Annotated in this window: 14 protein-coding genes; 5 read left to right on the top strand and 9 right to left on the bottom strand. The window is 69.2% G+C overall.

Annotated features, from left to right (window positions below; genetic code table 11):
* Positions 1-54: 54 nt before the first annotated feature.
* The 4 genes from CFB46_RS11070 to CFB46_RS11055 all read right to left on the bottom strand — a co-directional run bounded on the left by CFB46_RS11070 (position 55) and on the right by CFB46_RS11055 (position 4,643).
* Positions 55-966, bottom strand: a complete 912-nt coding sequence (locus CFB46_RS11070) for a sugar phosphate isomerase/epimerase family protein (RefSeq protein WP_027784215.1) — start codon at positions 964-966, stop codon at positions 55-57.
* Between the two features lie 44 nt (positions 967-1,010).
* Complete coding sequence (locus CFB46_RS11065) at positions 1,011-2,036, bottom strand: ABC transporter permease (RefSeq protein WP_089499981.1); 1,026 nt, start codon at positions 2,034-2,036, stop codon at positions 1,011-1,013.
* A gap of 27 nt (positions 2,037-2,063) precedes the next feature.
* A complete protein-coding gene (locus tag CFB46_RS11060; RefSeq protein ID WP_027784213.1) occupies positions 2,064-3,647 on the bottom strand; it encodes a sugar ABC transporter ATP-binding protein in 1,584 nt (527 codons plus the stop codon).
* Positions 3,648-3,716: 69 nt separating this feature from the next.
* Positions 3,717-4,643: a sugar ABC transporter substrate-binding protein gene (locus CFB46_RS11055; protein WP_027784212.1), complete on the bottom strand. Its 927-nt coding sequence runs from the start codon at positions 4,641-4,643 to the stop codon at positions 3,717-3,719.
* A gap of 315 nt (positions 4,644-4,958) precedes the next feature.
* Here CFB46_RS11055 and CFB46_RS11050 point away from each other — a divergent pair, with 315 nt between their 5' ends.
* The 5 genes from CFB46_RS11050 to CFB46_RS11030 all read left to right on the top strand — a co-directional run bounded on the left by CFB46_RS11050 (position 4,959) and on the right by CFB46_RS11030 (position 11,318).
* Positions 4,959-6,917 carry a bifunctional 5-dehydro-2-deoxygluconokinase/5-dehydro-2-deoxyphosphogluconate aldolase gene (locus CFB46_RS11050; RefSeq protein WP_089499980.1) on the top strand — a complete coding sequence of 653 codons (1,959 nt, stop codon included), beginning with the start codon at positions 4,959-4,961 and terminating at the stop codon, positions 6,915-6,917.
* Positions 6,918-6,963: 46 nt separating this feature from the next.
* A complete protein-coding gene (gene iolD, locus CFB46_RS11045) occupies positions 6,964-8,847 on the top strand; it encodes a 3D-(3,5/4)-trihydroxycyclohexane-1,2-dione acylhydrolase (decyclizing) (RefSeq protein WP_027784210.1) in 1,884 nt (627 codons plus the stop codon).
* Between the two features lie 60 nt (positions 8,848-8,907).
* Complete coding sequence (gene iolE, locus CFB46_RS11040; RefSeq protein WP_027784209.1) at positions 8,908-9,837, top strand: myo-inosose-2 dehydratase; 930 nt, start codon at positions 8,908-8,910, stop codon at positions 9,835-9,837.
* A 55-nt stretch (positions 9,838-9,892) separates the two neighbouring features.
* Positions 9,893-10,711: a 5-deoxy-glucuronate isomerase gene (iolB, locus tag CFB46_RS11035; protein ID WP_027784208.1), complete on the top strand. Its 819-nt coding sequence runs from the start codon at positions 9,893-9,895 to the stop codon at positions 10,709-10,711.
* 112 nt (positions 10,712-10,823) lie between these two features.
* Complete coding sequence (locus tag CFB46_RS11030) at positions 10,824-11,318, top strand: heme-degrading domain-containing protein (protein ID WP_027784207.1); 495 nt, start codon at positions 10,824-10,826, stop codon at positions 11,316-11,318.
* Positions 11,319-11,364: 46 nt separating this feature from the next.
* Here the strand turns inward: CFB46_RS11030 and CFB46_RS11025 are convergent, their stop codons facing one another.
* The 5 genes from CFB46_RS11025 to CFB46_RS11005 all read right to left on the bottom strand — a co-directional run bounded on the left by CFB46_RS11025 (position 11,365) and on the right by CFB46_RS11005 (position 15,895).
* Positions 11,365-12,111: a glucose 1-dehydrogenase gene (locus CFB46_RS11025; RefSeq protein ID WP_027784206.1), complete on the bottom strand. Its 747-nt coding sequence runs from the start codon at positions 12,109-12,111 to the stop codon at positions 11,365-11,367.
* Between the two features lie 176 nt (positions 12,112-12,287).
* Positions 12,288-12,992, bottom strand: coding sequence for an ABC transporter ATP-binding protein (locus tag CFB46_RS11020; RefSeq protein WP_027784205.1), 705 nt, complete (start codon positions 12,990-12,992; stop codon positions 12,288-12,290).
* Positions 12,989-13,741 (bottom strand): ABC transporter ATP-binding protein, encoded by a 753-nt coding sequence (locus CFB46_RS11015; RefSeq protein WP_027784204.1) that lies wholly within the window; start codon positions 13,739-13,741, stop codon positions 12,989-12,991. Before CFB46_RS11015 ends, CFB46_RS11020 begins: the two co-directional genes overlap by 4 nt.
* Positions 13,738-14,967, bottom strand: coding sequence for a branched-chain amino acid ABC transporter permease (locus CFB46_RS11010; protein WP_089499979.1), 1,230 nt, complete (start codon positions 14,965-14,967; stop codon positions 13,738-13,740). The genes CFB46_RS11015 and CFB46_RS11010 overlap by 4 nt, the downstream gene beginning before the upstream one ends.
* The gene (locus CFB46_RS11005) at positions 14,960-15,895 is read right to left on the bottom strand and encodes a branched-chain amino acid ABC transporter permease (RefSeq protein ID WP_027784202.1); all 936 of its coding nucleotides are present in this window, start codon (positions 15,893-15,895) and stop codon (positions 14,960-14,962) included. The genes CFB46_RS11010 and CFB46_RS11005 overlap by 8 nt, the downstream gene beginning before the upstream one ends.
* Between the last annotated feature and the right edge of the window lie 5 nt (positions 15,896-15,900).

Genomic DNA, 15,900 nt, shown 5'->3' with positions numbered 1-15,900 from the left:
TCCAGTGGTTCGTTCATCAGCGGCGCGACCCGTGCCGCGCCGGTCATCAATCGGTCAGCGCGCGGCGCGGTCGAAATGGCGATCGACGTAGCGCTGGATGGTGTCGCGCATGTAGCGCGACGAGGCTTCCGCGCGGTCCTCCCATGCGAACACGCACGACGACATCACGCCGTCGAAGCCGGCCGCGCCGAGCGCGCGGAAAAACACGTCCCAGTCGATCTCGCCCTGCCCGATGTCGAGATGCTGGTGCACGCGGATCTGGTTCGAGCCCGGCGGGTTCACGATGTAGCGCAACTGGCTGCTCTTGCGGTGGTCGAACGTGTCGGCCACGCGCACGTGCGCGAGAATCGGCGCGGCCTGCGCGATCATCGCGGCCATGTCGTCGCCGTAGTAGAACGTGTGCGGCGCGATATACGACAGCTTCAGCGCGGGCGACCCGAGATTCGTGACGATGTCGATCGCCGGCTGCAGCTGCTCGATCCAGTCCTCCGGATGCGGCTCGACCGACAGCACGATGCGTTCGCGCTCGAGGATCGGCAGCAGCACGTCCATCGAGCGGAACCACGCGGCTTCGCACAGCTCCTTCGGGTTCGCGCCCGGCCGCTCGCCGACCGAACGCTCGGGCGACGCGCCGCGCCCGAACTCGGACACCATCAGCGGGCACTCCATCTCGACCGCGACCTCGATCGCCTTCTGCCAGCAGCGCACGGCCCATTGCCGCTCGTCCTCGAACGGGCTCGCCCAGCGGTACATCGGCTGCAGCGACGCGAGACCGACGCCGCTCGCGCGCATCGCCTGGCGGAACGCGGCCATGCGTGCGGGGGTCGCGCGCGGCATCACCCACCAGTCGAGAAAATCGCTGCGCGGCGACAGCTCGATCTGGTCGTAGCCGAGCTCGGCGACCGCATGCGGCAGCCGATCGAGCGGAAGGTGGCGAATCATGTAGGGATCCAGAGCGATCTTCATCTTCTTCCCGGACGGTTCCACGGTTTCGGCAGTATCGAAATCGGTCAGCGGCGCGACTTCTTGTTGCGGTACTGGTCGGCGATCACGGCCGCGACGATGATCGCGCCCTTCACCATCTCCTGGTAATACGCATCGATGCGGACGAACGTGAAGCCCGACGTCATCACGCCGAGGATCAGCACGCCGATCACGGTGCCCGTCACGCGCCCGAGGCCGCCCGACAGCGACGTGCCGCCGATCACGACGGCCGCGATCGCATCGAGCTCGTACATCACGCCCATGCCCGACTGGCCGGAGATCGCGCGCGCGGCCGTCACGGTGCCGGCGATCCCGCTCAGGAGTCCCGCGATCGCATAGACGAAGATCAGGTGCCGCGTGACGTTGATGCCCGACACGACGGCCGCGTGGCGGTTCGCGCCGATCGCATAGGTGTATTTGCCGAAGCGCGTGTAGCGCAGCACGACGTGGAAGATCGCGGCGACCACGAGAAAGATGATCACCGGATTGGCGCCCGCGCCGATCGCCGCGAACGGGTCGGTCAGCATCGACACCGGCATCCCGTTGGTGAACCACTTCGCGAAGCCGCGCGCGGCGACCATCGTGCCGAGCGTCGCGATGAACGGCGGGATGCCCGTCATCGCGATCAGCGTGCCGTTCAGCAGGCCGACCAGCAGCCCGACGCACACGCCGGCGAGCACCGGCCAGATGATCGGCAGGTCGGTGAGGTGCGGAAACACCGCGCGCGGAAAGTCGGACACCTGCGCGAGGCTCGCCGACACGACGGCGGCCGCCGCGACCACCGACCCCGACGACAGGTCGATCCCGCTGGTGATGATCACGAGGTTCACGCCGACCGCGATGATGCCGATCACGGCCATCTGCAGCACGATGATCTCGAGCCGCTCGGTATTGAAGAGGAAGCTCTGGCCGACGACGATCCAGCCGACGATCTCGAAGAACAGGCTGATGCCGACCAGCACGAGGAAGATGCTCAGTTCCGGCGGCCACTTCGTATGCCGCGACTTGAGCGTCATGGTCTGCGCATCCGCGACCGGGTTCAGGTTGCCCATTTCAGTTGTCTCCAATCTTGTTACGGCTCAGCGCGACGCGAGATCCATGATGCGGACCTGGTCGGCGTCCTTGCGATCGACGATGCCGGTCATGCGCCCTTCGTGCATCACCATCACGCGATCGCTCATCCCCAGCACTTCCGGCATTTCCGACGAGATCATCAGCACCGCGACGCCCTTGCCGGCAAGCGCGCTGACGAGCCGGTGGATCTCGGCCTTCGCGCCGACGTCGATGCCGCGCGTCGGTTCGTCGAGGATCAGGATGCGCGGCTGCGTGAGCAGCCAGCGGCCGATCAGCACCTTCTGCTGGTTGCCGCCCGACAGGTTCTGGATTTCCTCGTGCAGCCCGGGCGACTTCACGCGCAGCATCCGGCTCATTTCCTCGCAGTCGCGCTTCAACTGCGCCTGCTGCACGAAATTGAACTTCACGTAGCGGCGGCTCAGCACCGCCGCCTCCATGTTCGCGAGCAGGTCGAGATTCAGGAAGCAGCCGGAATCCTTGCGGTCCTCGGTGAGGAACGCCATCCCGTGCTTCATCGCCTGCGCGGGCGTCGCGATCCGCACCGGCTTGCCGTCGATGCGGATCTCGCCCGACGTGGCCGGCACGACGCCGAACAGCGCCTCCGCGACGTTCGAGCGCCCCGAGCCGACGAGGCCCGCGACGCCGAGGATCTCGCCCGCGCGCAGCTCGAAGCTCACGTCGCGGAACACGCCGTCGACGCAGAGATCCTTCACCGACAGCACGACGTCGCCGATCGGCACGTCCTCCTTCGGGAACATCTGCGTGATCTCGCGCCCGACCATCATGCGGATGATGTCGTCGCGGGTGACGTCGCTCGACGCATGCGTGCCGATGTACTTGCCGTCGCGGAACACCGAGAACTCGTCGGCGATCTCGAACAGCTCGTTCATCTTGTGCGTGATGTAGACGATGCCCTTGCCCTGCTCGCGCAGCTGGCGAATGATCCGGAACAGGTGCGTGACTTCCTTGTCGGTCAGCGCGGAGGTCGGTTCGTCCATGATCAGCACGTCCGAGTCGAACGACACGGCCTTCGCGATCTCGACCATCTGGCGGCTCGCGACCGTCAGCGCGCGCACGTCGGTTTCCGGATCGATGTCGATCGACAGCCGCTCGAACAGCGCGGCCGTGCGGCGGCGCAGCTCGGCGTGATCGATCAGGCCGAAGCGGTTCTTCGGTTCGCGGCGGATCCAGATGTTCTCCGCGACCGTCATGTACGGCATCAGGTTGAGCTCCTGATGGATCATCGCGATGCCGCGGTCGAGCGCATCGAGCGGGCCGTTCAGCACGACCGGTTCGCCGTTGATCAGGATTTCGCCCTGGTCGGGCGTGTAGACGCCCGCGATGATCTTCATCAGCGTGGACTTGCCGGCGCCGTTCTCGCCCATCAGCGCATGAACGGTGCCGCGGCGCACGCGGAACTGCACGCCGTCGAGCGCGACGACGCCGGGAAAGGACTTGCCGACGCCGCGCACCTCGAGCACGCAGTCGGCCGCGGAAGGAGGCGGCGAACCGGACGAGCCGGCCGCCCCGGACGAAGCGGCCGGCGCGTCGCCGCCGGCCATCGGGCGCGCGATCCTGGCTGTAAACATGGACGTTCCTCGACAAGTCGCGCGCGAACCCGGCCGTGCCGGGCCCGCGCAGTTCAACGGGACAACCGGTCAGTGCTTCGCGTACTGGTTCATGTTGTCGGGCGTCACGAGCTCGAACGGCACGTTCACGTAGCGGTCGACCGGCTGCTTCTTCGCAAGCTTGAGCGCCGCGGCCACCGCCTGCGCGCCCTGCCCGGACGCGTTCTGGTACACGGACACCTTCAACTCGCCGGCCTTCATCGCAGCAAGCCCGTCCGGCGTCGCGTCGATGCCGGCGACGACCGTCTTCGGCGTCAGCTTGCGCGCGGCCTTCAGCGCGTTGATCGCGCCGATCGCCATTTCGTCGTTGTTCGACACGATCGCGTCGAACTTGGTCCCGGAGCTCAGCCAGTTCATCGTGATGTCCTGGCCCTGCGTGCGGCTCCACTTGCCTTCGCGCTTGTCGACGATCTTCATGCCCGCGCAATCCTTGGTCGCGATCACGTCCTCGATGTCCTTGGTGCGGGCGCGCGCCGATTCGTTGGACAGCTCGCCCATCAGCACGAGGATGTCGCCCTTGCCGCCGAGCAGCTTGCACACCTGGCGCGCCTGCAGCGTGCCAGACTGCTTTTCGTCGGATGCGACGACCGCGACGCCGGCCGGCAGCTTGTCGAAATCGACCGGCTTGCGGTTGACGTAGACGAGCGGGATCTTCGCCGCGGTCACCATCTTCGTGATCTTCGGCGTCGCGTCGGTATCGACCGCGTTCACGATGATCGCGTCGACCTTCTGCGCGATCATGTTCTGGACCTGGCTCAACTGCTTGCCGACGTCATTGCCGCCGTCCTCGATCTGCACCGTCGCGCCGTCCTTCTTCGCGGAATCGGCGATGCTGTTGCGCAGGATGGTCAGGAACGTGTCGTCGAACGATGCCATCGTCACGCCGATCTTCTCGGCATGCGCGAGCGGCGCAGCCAGGATCGCGGCGGCCGCGACGGCCATCAGCTTGGTCTTCATGATCAATCTGTCTCCTCATCTCCGGGGGCGGAAGACGGCGCGTTGCGCGCCGCCGGGCCGAGTCCCGTCTGGTCCGATCGGGACTGAAGCATCCGGATGAAACTGTAGATCACTTCCTCGAAAATTTGGAAATTTATTTCTACGTGATTTCACCTAGGGAACTGGATTTCCAAAAAGTCTAGACTGCGTCCGTAGCCCGAATCCTGACGGCAGGCAGCCTCGCGTCGTGCAGCATCCGCTGCCGATAGCCGCCCAGGATTCGGTCCCCTAATCTGCCGGCAGCGCCGAACGCCGGCCGCGAGCGTGACACGTGATATGAGCCTGCTGAACTTTCCGAGTGACCGCCCCATCGATCTCGCCTGCCTCGGCCGCGTGGCCGTGGATCTCTATGCGCAGCAGTACGGCAGCCGCCTCGAAGACGCGCGCAGCTTCCAGATGTATCTCGGCGGCTCGTCGGGCAACGTCGCGTTCGGCGTCGCGCGGCTCGGGCTGAAGACCGCGATGATTTCGCGCGTCGGCGACGAGCAGATGGGCCGCTTCCTGCGCGAGACACTCGAGCGCGAAGGCTGCGACACGAGCCAGTTGCAGACCGATCGCGAGCGCCTCACCGCGCTGGTGCTGCTCGGACTGAAGGATCGCGATACGTTTCCGCTGCTGTTCGTGCGCGAGAACTGCGCGGACATGGCTGTGCGCGCCGACGAGATCAGCGAGGACTTCATCGCCGGTTGCCGCGCGCTGGCGATCACCGGCACGCATCTGTCGACGCCGGGCACGCGCGAGGCGTCGCTGACGGCGTTGGCGTATGCGCGCCGGCACGGTGCCGTGCGCATCCTCGACATCGACTACCGGCCGGTGCTGTGGGGGCTGACAGCACGCGGCGCCGGCGAGAACCGCTACGTACCCGACGCGCAGGTGACGCGGCAACTGCAGCAGGTGCTCGGCGAATTCGACCTGCTGGTCGGCACCGAAGAGGAATTCCTGATCGCGGGCGGCGTGCCGCACGACCTGATCGCGTCGTTGCAGGCGGTGCGCGCGATCACGACCGCGACGCTGGTGGTCAAGCGCGGCGCGCTCGGCTGCTGCGTGATCGAAGGCGACGTTCCCGTGCGCATCGACGATGCGCCGACCTTCGTCAGCGAACGCGTCGAGGTGCTCAACGTGCTCGGCGCGGGCGACGCGTTCCTGTCGGGCCTGCTGTCGGGGCTGCTGCGTGGGCGCGACTGGGCCGAATCGACGCGGATCGCGAACGCGTGCGGCGCGATCGTCGTGTCGCGTCATGCATGCTCGGCCGCGATGCCGACGCCGGCCGAACTCGCGCACTGGTTCGACGGCAGCCGCAATCCGGCGGTCGATGCCGACCGCACGCTCGCGCACCTGCATCGCGTGACGGTGCCGCGCCGCGAATGGGACGACCTGTGCGTGATGGCGTTCGACCATCGCAGCCAGTTCTACGAACTCGCGGTGCAGGCCGGCGCGGACGAAGCGCGGATCAAGACGTTGAAGCGCCTGCTCGTGCGCGCGGTCGAACAGGTCGAACGCGATCGCGGCATCGCCGGCCACGTCGGCGTGCTGATCGACGGCGGCGCGTACGGCAGCGACGCGCTCGCGTCGGCCACCGGGCGCGGCTGGTGGGTCGGCCGCCCGGTCGAGCTGCCGGGCTCGCGGCCGCTGCGGTTCGACGAGACGCGCTCGGTCGGCTCGTCGCTCACGCACTGGCCGACCGAACAGGTCGTGAAGTGCCTCGTTCACTATCACCCCGACGACCATGTCGACCTGCGTGTCGAGCAGGAGCAGCGCGTGCTGGAACTGTGGGAAGCCACGCGGGCGAGCGGCAACGAGCTGCTGCTGGAAATGATTCCGCCGCGCGCGGTCACGCCGGCCGGCACCGAGGACGACGCGGTGCTGCGCACGGTCGCGCGCTTCTACAACCTCGGCGTGAAACCCGAATGGTGGAAGCTCACGCCGTTGAGCGCCGACGGCTGGGCGCGGCTCGCCGCGCTGATCGCGGAGCGCGATCCGCACTGCCGCGGCGCGGTGATCCTCGGGCTGAACCAGCCGCTGCAATACCTCGTCGACAGCTTCCGCTCGGCGACCGACCCGATCGTCAAGGGCTTCATGGTCGGGCGCACGCTGTGGGCCGATGCGTCGTTGAACTGGTTCGCGGGCCGGATCGACGACCAGGCGCTGATCGACGAAGTGGCCGGCAACTTCGCGCAACTGGTCGACGCGTGGCTGGGCCGGCGGGCCGCCGCGCGCGCCGCGGCGGCAGCCTGATGCCCGTGTTCGTGACGACCATCCGACTTCTCTCTATCGACCGACGATGACCACTACCGTAAGACTGACCGTCAGCCAGGCGCTCGTGCGCTACCTGGCCGCCCTGCGCGCCGAAGTCGTCCAGCCTGACGGCCGCACCGAGATCCTGCCGTACTGCGGCGGCGTGTTCGCGATCTTCGGCCACGGCAACGTGGCCGGGCTCGGCGAAGCGCTGCATGCCGAGAAGGACCGGCTGCCGACGTTTCGCGCGCACAACGAGCAAGGGATGGCCAATGCGGCCGTCGCGTTCGCGAAAGCGAATTTCCGCCAGCGGATGATGGCCGCGACGTCGAGCATCGGCCCCGGCGCGACCAACATGCTCACCTCTGCCGCGCTCGCGCACGTCGGCCGCTTGCCGCTGCTGCTGCTGCCCGGCGACGTGTTCGTGTCGCGGCTGCCCGACCCGGTACTGCAGCAGGTCGAGGATTTCGAACAGGGCGACGTCAGCGCGAACGACTGCTTCCGGCCCGTGACGCGCTACTTCGATCGCATCACGTCGCCCGAGCAGTTGCTCGTCGCGCTGCCGCGCGCGATCCAGGTGATGACCGATCCCGCGCAGTGCGGCCCCGTGTGCCTCGCGCTGCCGCAGGACGTGCAGACCTTCGCGTACGACTGGCCCGAGGATTTCTTCGCGCCGCCGGTGATCCGGATGCGCCGGCCGCCGGCCGACGCGCTCGAACTCGCCGATGCGCTCGACGTGCTGAAGGCCGCGAAGAAGCCGCTGATCGTCGCCGGCGGCGGCGTGCTGTACAGCCAGGCGTGGGACGCGCTGCGCGCGTTCGCCGACACGCACGGCGTGCCGGTGGCCGAATCGCAGGCCGGCAAGGGCAGCCTCGCGTGGGACCACCCGCTGAACCTTGGCTCGATCGGCGTGACGGGCTCCCCCGCCGCCAACCGCGCGGCCGCGCAGGCCGACGTCGTGTTCGCGGTCGGCACGCGGCTGCAGGATTTCACGACCGGCTCGCACGCGCTCTACGGCGACGCGACGCTGCTGAGCCTGAACGTGCAGCCGTTCGACGCGGGCAAGAAACGCGGCCGGCAACTGGTTGCCGATGCGCGTACGGGCCTCGGCCAGTTGTCGGCCGCGCTGGCCGGCTGGCGTGCCGACGCGGCGTGGACGGCCGCCAACCGCGACCAGGCCGCCGCATGGAACGCGCGCGTGACGGAGCTGACCACACGGATGCCGAAGGACACGCTGCCGTACGACGCGGACGTGATCGGCGCGGTGCGCGACTCCGCGGCCGACGCGGGGCGCGACAGCGCGCGCGACGATCTCGTCGTCTGCGCGGCCGGCACGCTGCCGGCCGAACTGCACAAGCTGTGGCGCAGCGGCGTGCCGGGCAACTACCACATGGACTATGCGTATTCGTGCATGGGCTACGAGGTCGCGGGCGGCCTCGGCGCGAAGCTTGCACGACCCGAGCGCGAAGTGATCGTGATCGTCGGCGACGGCTCGTACATGATGCTCAACGCGGAGCTCGCGACCTCCGTGATGCTCGGCCGCAAGCTGATCGTCGTGATCCTCGACAACCGAGGCTACGGCTGCATCGAGCGGTTGCAACTCAATTGCGGCGGCGCGAGCTTCAACAACATGCTCGACGACTGCGTGCCCGAGGGCGGCGAACGCTCGACGATCGACTTCGCGATGCATGCGCGCGCGATGGGAGCGGACGCCGTGCACGTGGGCGACATCGGCGAGCTGCGCCGCGAAATGAAACGCGCGCGTGCGACGACGAAGAGCCAGGTGCTCGTGATCGACACCACGCACCGTCGCACCACCGACGACGGCGGCGCATGGTGGGAAGTCGCGGTGCCGCAGGTATCCGAACGCGCCGGTGTCGAGGACGCACACCGCGCGTATCTCGATGCGAAAACCCGGCAGCGGCGCTGATTGCGCACGCTGCGCCACGAACACGCCTGCCACACATCATCCGAATCAAGGAAGCAAGTCATGAGCTGGAACGTCCGCATCGGTATCAATCCCCTGTCGTGGATGAACGACGACCTGCCGTCGCTCGGCGGCGAGACGCCGCTCGAGACGGCGCTGAAGGAAGGCGCCGAAATCGGCTATGCGGGCTTCGAGCTCGGCAACAAGTTTCCGAAGACGGGCCCCGAACTGAAGGCGAAGCTCGCCGAATTCGGGCTCGTATGCGTGTCGGGCTGGTATTCGGGCTTCCTCGCGGAAGTCGCGCCGGGCATGACCGACGCCGATGCCGTCGCGGCGGAAATCGAGCGCTGCCGCGCGCACATGACGAAGCTGCAATTCAACGACGTGACGGTCGTCGTGTACGGCGAATGCGCGGGCACGATCCAGGGCAGCATCGACACGCCGGTCGCGAAGCGGCCGCGTTTCGTCGACGACGACGCCTGGCGGCGCTACGCCGCGCGCCTCGACGCGTTCGGCGCGCATCTGCTCGACACCTACGGGATCCGGCTCGCCTACCATCACCACATGGGTGCGTACGTCGAATCGCCGGACGACGTCGACCGGCTGATGGCGCTGACCGATCCCGCGAAGGTGTTCCTGCTGTTCGACACCGGCCACGCGTATTTCGGCGGCGCGGCCGACCCGGTGACGCTGTTGAGGAAGCACGTATCGCGCGTGGCGCACGTGCATTGCAAGGACGTGCGGCCGCAGGTCGTCAACCGGGCGCGCAACGACGGCTGGAGCTTCCTGAACGGCGTGATCAACGGCACCTTCACGGTGCCGGGCGACGGCGCGCTCGACTACGACGCGACGCTGCGCACGCTGAAGGACGCCGGCTACGAAGGCTGGCTCGTCGTCGAGGCCGAGCAGGATCCGGCCGTCGCGCCGAGCTATGCGTATGCGAAGAAGGGCTATGAATCGCTGCGCGCGATCGTCGACCGGTTGAGCGCGTGAGCATGTGCGCAAACGCCCGAGCGCGCCGCCCTATCCTATTGCGGAGACCCATTTCATGACGATTTCTCCCCTGCTGGTCAAGGCATCCGCCGACCGCGAAATCTGCAACGTCACGCCCGAATCGGCCGGCTGGAAACACGTCGGCTTTCGCGCGCTGCGCCTGAAGGCCGGCGACACCGAGACGCTCGACACGGGCACGCGCGAACTGTGCGTCGTCGTGCTGACGGGCACGGTGCGCGCGGAGGTCGACGGCGAAGCCTACGACGCGCTCGGCAAGCGCGACAGCGTGTTCGAGGACGTGTCGCCGGACGCGCTGTACGTGCCGGGCGGCAAGCGCGTCACGCTGGTCGCGACGCGCGATGCGGAGGTCGCGCTGTGCACCGCGCCGTACGCGAGCGGCGACAAACCCGTGCGGCGCCTCGACGGCGAACGGATGCGCCGCTCGGCGCGCGGGCAAGGCACCAACACGCGCTACGTATGCGACATCCTGATGGGCGACAACCCGGCGGCCGAGCGCCTCCTCGTCGTCGAAGTCGTCACGCCGGCCAGCCATTCGAGCAGCTATCCGCCGCACAAGCACGACCGCGACGCGGCGCCCGACGAAACCTCGCTCGAGGAAACCTATTACCACCGGATCGATCCGCCGCAGGGTTTCGCGTTCCAGCGCGTGTACACCGACGACCGCAGCCTCGACGAGGCGTGCGCGGTCGAGAATCACGACGTCGTGATGGTGCCGCGCGGCTACCACCCGGTGGTCGCTCCGCACGGCTACAACCTGTACTACCTGAACGTGATGGCCGGGCCGAGCCGCGCGTGGGCGTTCAAGAACGATCCCGCGCACGAGTGGATGCTCGATGCGGCGCCGAAACGGTGAAGGGCTGAAGTATTGAAGCGCCGAAGCACTGAATGGAAGACGGGCCGACGCGGCCCGTGACGATGCGACGCCCGGCACGCGCATACAGTGCCGGCAACGCTACGGAGCCGCCATGGTGACGCCCCCCTTTCGCCTCGAATCCCACGCCTTCGACGACGATACGTCGAACCCGGCGCTGCCGCACTTCAATGCAGCCGTCGCGCGCCGAATGGGAGAAATCGCGATCAACCTCGCGTCGCGACGCGGGCTGCCGATTGCGGTCGGCATCGTGGGCGAGCAGGCGTTGCTGTTCTACTGCGCGCTCGACGGCAGCGGCGCGCACGACGGCGATGCGATCCGCCGCCGGCAAAACACGGTCCTGCGTTTCGGCCAGAGTTCGCTCGCGGTCGGCGCGCGCTTTCGGCGTGCCGGCTGGTCGCTGCGGTCGCAGGGCCTGTCGGACGACGATTACGCACTCGACGGCGGTGGCGTGCCGGTGCGTATCGCCGGCGCCGGCATCGTCGGTGCGATGACGATCGCGGGGCTCGGCTCCGAACGCGATCACGCGCTCGTCGTCGAATGCTTGCGCTGGCACGTCGGCGCGAATACGCTGGCGATGAGCGCGTAACGGCGCGAACGGCGCCCCTGCACCGTTCGCGCGGTACCGCCGACGATCAGTTCAACCCGCCGCTCACGACGAGATGCTCGCCGGTCATCCAGCGCGCATCGTCCGAGGCGAGGAACACGGCGACCGACGCGATGTCGTTCGGCTCGCCGAGGCGGCCGAGCGGCGTCTGGCCGAGCACCTGCGCTTCGAGATCGGAACCGATGATGCCCGCGCTGTGCGTGCCTTCGGTCACGACCATCCCCGGGTTGATCGCGTTCACGCGGATCTTGCGCGGGCCGAGTTCGAGCGCGAGCACGCCGGTGATCGCGTCGACCGCGCCCTTCGTGCCGCTGTACACGGCGCTGGCCGGCGGCGTGATGCTGGTCACCACCGAGCTGATGTTGATGATGCTCGCGCCTTCGCCGAGATGCTTGACCGCCGCCTGCGTCGTCAGCAGTACGCCGAGCACGTTCGTGTCGAACTGCCGGCGGTAGTGCTCTTCGGTGATCGCTTCGATCGGCGCGAATTCGTACACGCCGGAGTTGTTGACGAGTACGTCGAGACGACCGTACGTTTCGATGGCGGTATCGACGATGCGCTGCGCATCGGCGGCCTTCGACACGTCGCCGCCGACCGCGACCGCGCGGCCGCCCGCTTCCGTGATCGCGCTCACGACCGCGTCCGCGCCCGCCTTGCTGCTCGCGTAGTTGACGACGACCGATGCACCTTCGTCGGCCAGTGCCTTCGCGATTGCCGCGCCGATGCCCTTCGATGCGCCCGTGACGATCGCTACCTTGCCTGCCAGCTTGCTCATGATTTCATTCCTCTGTTCGAAGACCTTCGATGGATGGCGCCGGTTGCCGCGACGATGCGTCGATGCGTTTCAATGGCGACCGGCCTGACTGGCAATGTAAGGTGCGGCACCGCAGCGATAAAGCGGCTCGAAGCGAATTGACTGGCGGAGTTTGCCGAACAATCGAGCGGGCGTCGTCAGCCAGCGCTCAGCCAGGCGTGCGCGACCTCGCCGCCGAGGCCGTCGAGCCCGCCGTCGTAGACGATCCGTCCGCGCCCCATTACCGCCGCGCGTCGCGCGAGCCGCGGCGCAAGCTGCAGCCGCTGCTCGATCAGCACGATCGAAACGCCGTCGGCCTGCAGCGCGGCGAGGCACGCGCCGACTTCGTCGACCGCGAGCGGCGCGAGCCCTTCGGCCGGTTCGTCGACGATCAGCACGCGCGGCCGGCCGGCGAGTGCGCGCACCAGCGCGAGCACCTGCTGCTCGCCGCCCGACAGCCGCCCGGCTTTCACGTCCGCGCGCGCGGCCAGCAGCGGAAAACGGTCGAACAGGCGGTCGAGCGCCGAGCGTTCGGTTGCGCCGCTTGCGCCGCGCAAACCGAGCCGCAGGTTGTCGCGCACGGTCAACAGCGGGAACACGTCGCGGCTTTCAGCCACGTAAGCGACGCCGCGCCGCGCGATCTCGAACGTGCGCGCGCCCACGCATTCGGCGCCGGCGATGCGCACCGAGCCGGCGGTACGCACCAGCCCCATCACGGCCTTCGCGAGCGTGGAGCGCCCCGAGCCGTTGCGCCCGAGCAGCGCGAGCGTCTCGCCCGGCGCGAGCGCGAGATCGACGCCGTCGAGCACGGGCCGTATCCCGTACCACGCGCGCAGCCCGCGAATGTCGAGCACGGCGCTCATGCCGCGCCCTCGCCCAGATAGGCGGCCCGCACGCGCGAATCGGCGCGGATCGCGTCGGGCGCGCCGGTCGCGACCACCGTGCCGCGCACGAGCACCGTGATGCGTTCGGCGAAACCGAACACCGCATCCATGTCGTGCTCGATCATCAGCACGGTGCGGCCCTGCGTCGTCGCGCGGATCAGCGCGATCATCCGCGCCGCCTGTGCGCGGCTCATGCCGGCCGTCGGCTCGTCGAGCAATAGCGTACGCGCACCGCTCGCCAGGGCGATGCCGAGATCGAGCGCGCGCTGCTCCGCATAGCTCAGCTCGGCGGCCGGCGTGTCGCGTCGCGCGTCGAGCCCGATGTCGTGCAGCACGCGCGCCGCCGCGACATCGACCGACGCCGATTCGCGCAGCCGGTTCCACCAGCGCCGCCGTTCGGCCGGCGCATGCAGTGCCGCGCAGCGCAGGTTGTCGAACACGGTCAGGCGCGCGAACGCACTCGTCTGCTGGAAACTGCGGCCGATGCCAAGCCGGCTCGCGACGACCGGTCCGCGCCCGCGCAGCTCGATGCCGTGCAGCACGACGCGCCCACGCGTCGGCCGCGTCGCCCCGGCGATCACGCCGAACAGCGTCGACTTGCCCGCGCCGTTCGGCCCGATCAGCGCATGGCGCTCGCCGGCCGCGATGCTCAAGTCGACACCGTCGAGCACCGTCTGCGCGCCGAAGCGCTGCACGACGCCGTGAAGCGCGATCGCGTTGCCGTTCATCGCGCGTCCTCCGGCGTGGCCGCCGCGGCGCGATGCCCGAGCCGCGCGCGCCAGCTCCACAGCAGCGTGCCGATGCCGGCCGCCGAGCACGCGACGGCCCAGCCAGCCGGCGTATCGGCGTCGATGCCCCATGCGCCGAACGCGAGGCCCGTGCCGCCGTCCTGCGCGAAGCGCCACGCATAGCCGAGCTCGGCCGCGCAGACGATCGCGACGCCCCAGAACGCGCACGCGCCGACGCCGCACAGCGCGCGCCATCGCTCGACCGCCGGCGCGCCGCGCCTGAGCGCATGCGCGAGCGCCCGGGCAATGCCCGCGATCCCGCCGGGCGCGGCCACGACGATCGCGACGAACAGCACGCCCAGATACAGCGCCCACGCACGCGACACGCCCGCGACGACGATACTCAGCGCGGTCAGCACGGCCGCGCCGGCCGCGGGCCCGAAGAACGCGCCGGTGCCGCCGATCACCGCGGCTATCAGCACGGTCGCCGAGCGCGCCATCGACACGCTGTCGGGTGTCGCGATCTCGACGTCGATCAGCGTCAGCGTACCGGCGACGCCCGCGAAGAACGATGCGCAGGTGACCATCGCGAGCCGCACGCGGCGCGGATCGGTGCCGAGCGCGGCGACCCGCTCAGGGTTGTCGCGCACCGCGTTCGCGAGGCGCGCCAGCGGCGTGCGCGTCAGCGCATGCATGGCCCATGCCGACACGACGCACCACGCGGCGATCAACGCATACGCATGCGCCGGCGCGCCGAATTGCCCGTTGCCCCACGACACGCCGCTCGCACGGTCGATCGGCACGCCGCCGAGGCCGCCGAACCACGCGGGCACGCTCCACGCGGCGGCCGCGACGCATTCGCCGAGCCCGAGCGTGATCATCGCGAACGCGGTGCCGGAACGACGCGTCGCCAGCAGCCCGGCAACGAACCCGAAGCCCGCGCCGGCCACGCCGCCGACGAGCGGCAACAGCGGCAGCGGCGCGCCGATGCGGTTGAACCAGTGGGCGGCCGCGAACGCGCCGAGGCCCGCGAACGCCGCATGCCCGAACGACAGCAGCCCGGTCGTACCGAGCTGCAGGTTGTACGACAGCGCGAGCACGACGAGCGCGGCCGTCTGCGCGAGATAGCCGAGCACCGCGCCATGCGGCCACAGCCATGCGGGCAGCGCGACGCACGCGACGAACGGCGCCCAGCGCGCGAGGCCGGCGAGCGCTCGACTACGCATCGGCACGCTCGCCGAACAGCCCGCGCGGCCGCGCGACCAGGACCGCGACGAGCAGCAGGTACGGCACCAGCGGCGCCAGTTGCGCGATCGACACCGCGGCGACGCTGTCGGGCAGCGCGATGCCCGTCCATTGCGCGAGGTCGCGCAGCGACGTGTCGCTCGCGGCCGCGAAGGTCTGCGCGAAGCCGACCGCGAGCGACGCGACGAACGCGCCGCCGAGCGAGCCCAGGCCGCCGATCACGACGACCGCGAACACGACCGACCCGACCGTCTCGGCGAGCGCGGGTTCGATCACCGCGAGCGGCGCGCCGATCACGCCGGCCAGCGCCGCGAGCGCGGTCCCCGCGCCGAACAGCGCCGTCATCACACGCGGCACGTCGTAGCCGAGCGCCTCGACGGCCGCGCGATGCGTGAGCGCCGCGCGCACGACGAGCCCGATGCGCGATGCACGCAGCAGCCCGCCGAGCGCGACCAGCATCGTCGCGGACATCGCCATCATGAACAGCCGGTAACGCGGCAATGCGAGACCGAACACGCTCGCGGGCGCGCCGTCGAACAGCGGCGGCACGGGCGCCGGCAGCGGCGCGAGGCCCCACGCGAGTTTCGCGCCCTCGCCGATCAGATATGCCAGACCGAAGGTCAGCAGCAGTTCGCTGGTATGGCCGCGCGCCTGCACGCGGCGCAGCAGCGCGCGTTCGCAGCCGGCGCCGAGCAGCCCGACCGCGAGCGGCGCGAGCACGAGCGCGGGCCAGAAGCCCGCCCAGGCCGCGATGCTGTAGCCGACATACGCACCGAGCATGTAGAAGCTCGCATGCGCGAAGTTGAGCACGCCCTGCACGCTGAAGATCAGCGTGAGGCCGGCCGACAGCATGAACAGCAACAAGCCGTAGCTGAGGCCGTTGAAGGCCTGGAGCGCGAACGCGTGCACCGCGT

Origin of the sequence: Burkholderia sp. HI2761, assembly GCF_002223355.1 — a bacterium.
GTDB lineage: Bacteria > Pseudomonadota > Gammaproteobacteria > Burkholderiales > Burkholderiaceae > Burkholderia.
This window is presented reverse-complemented; position numbering and strand designations above follow the sequence as displayed.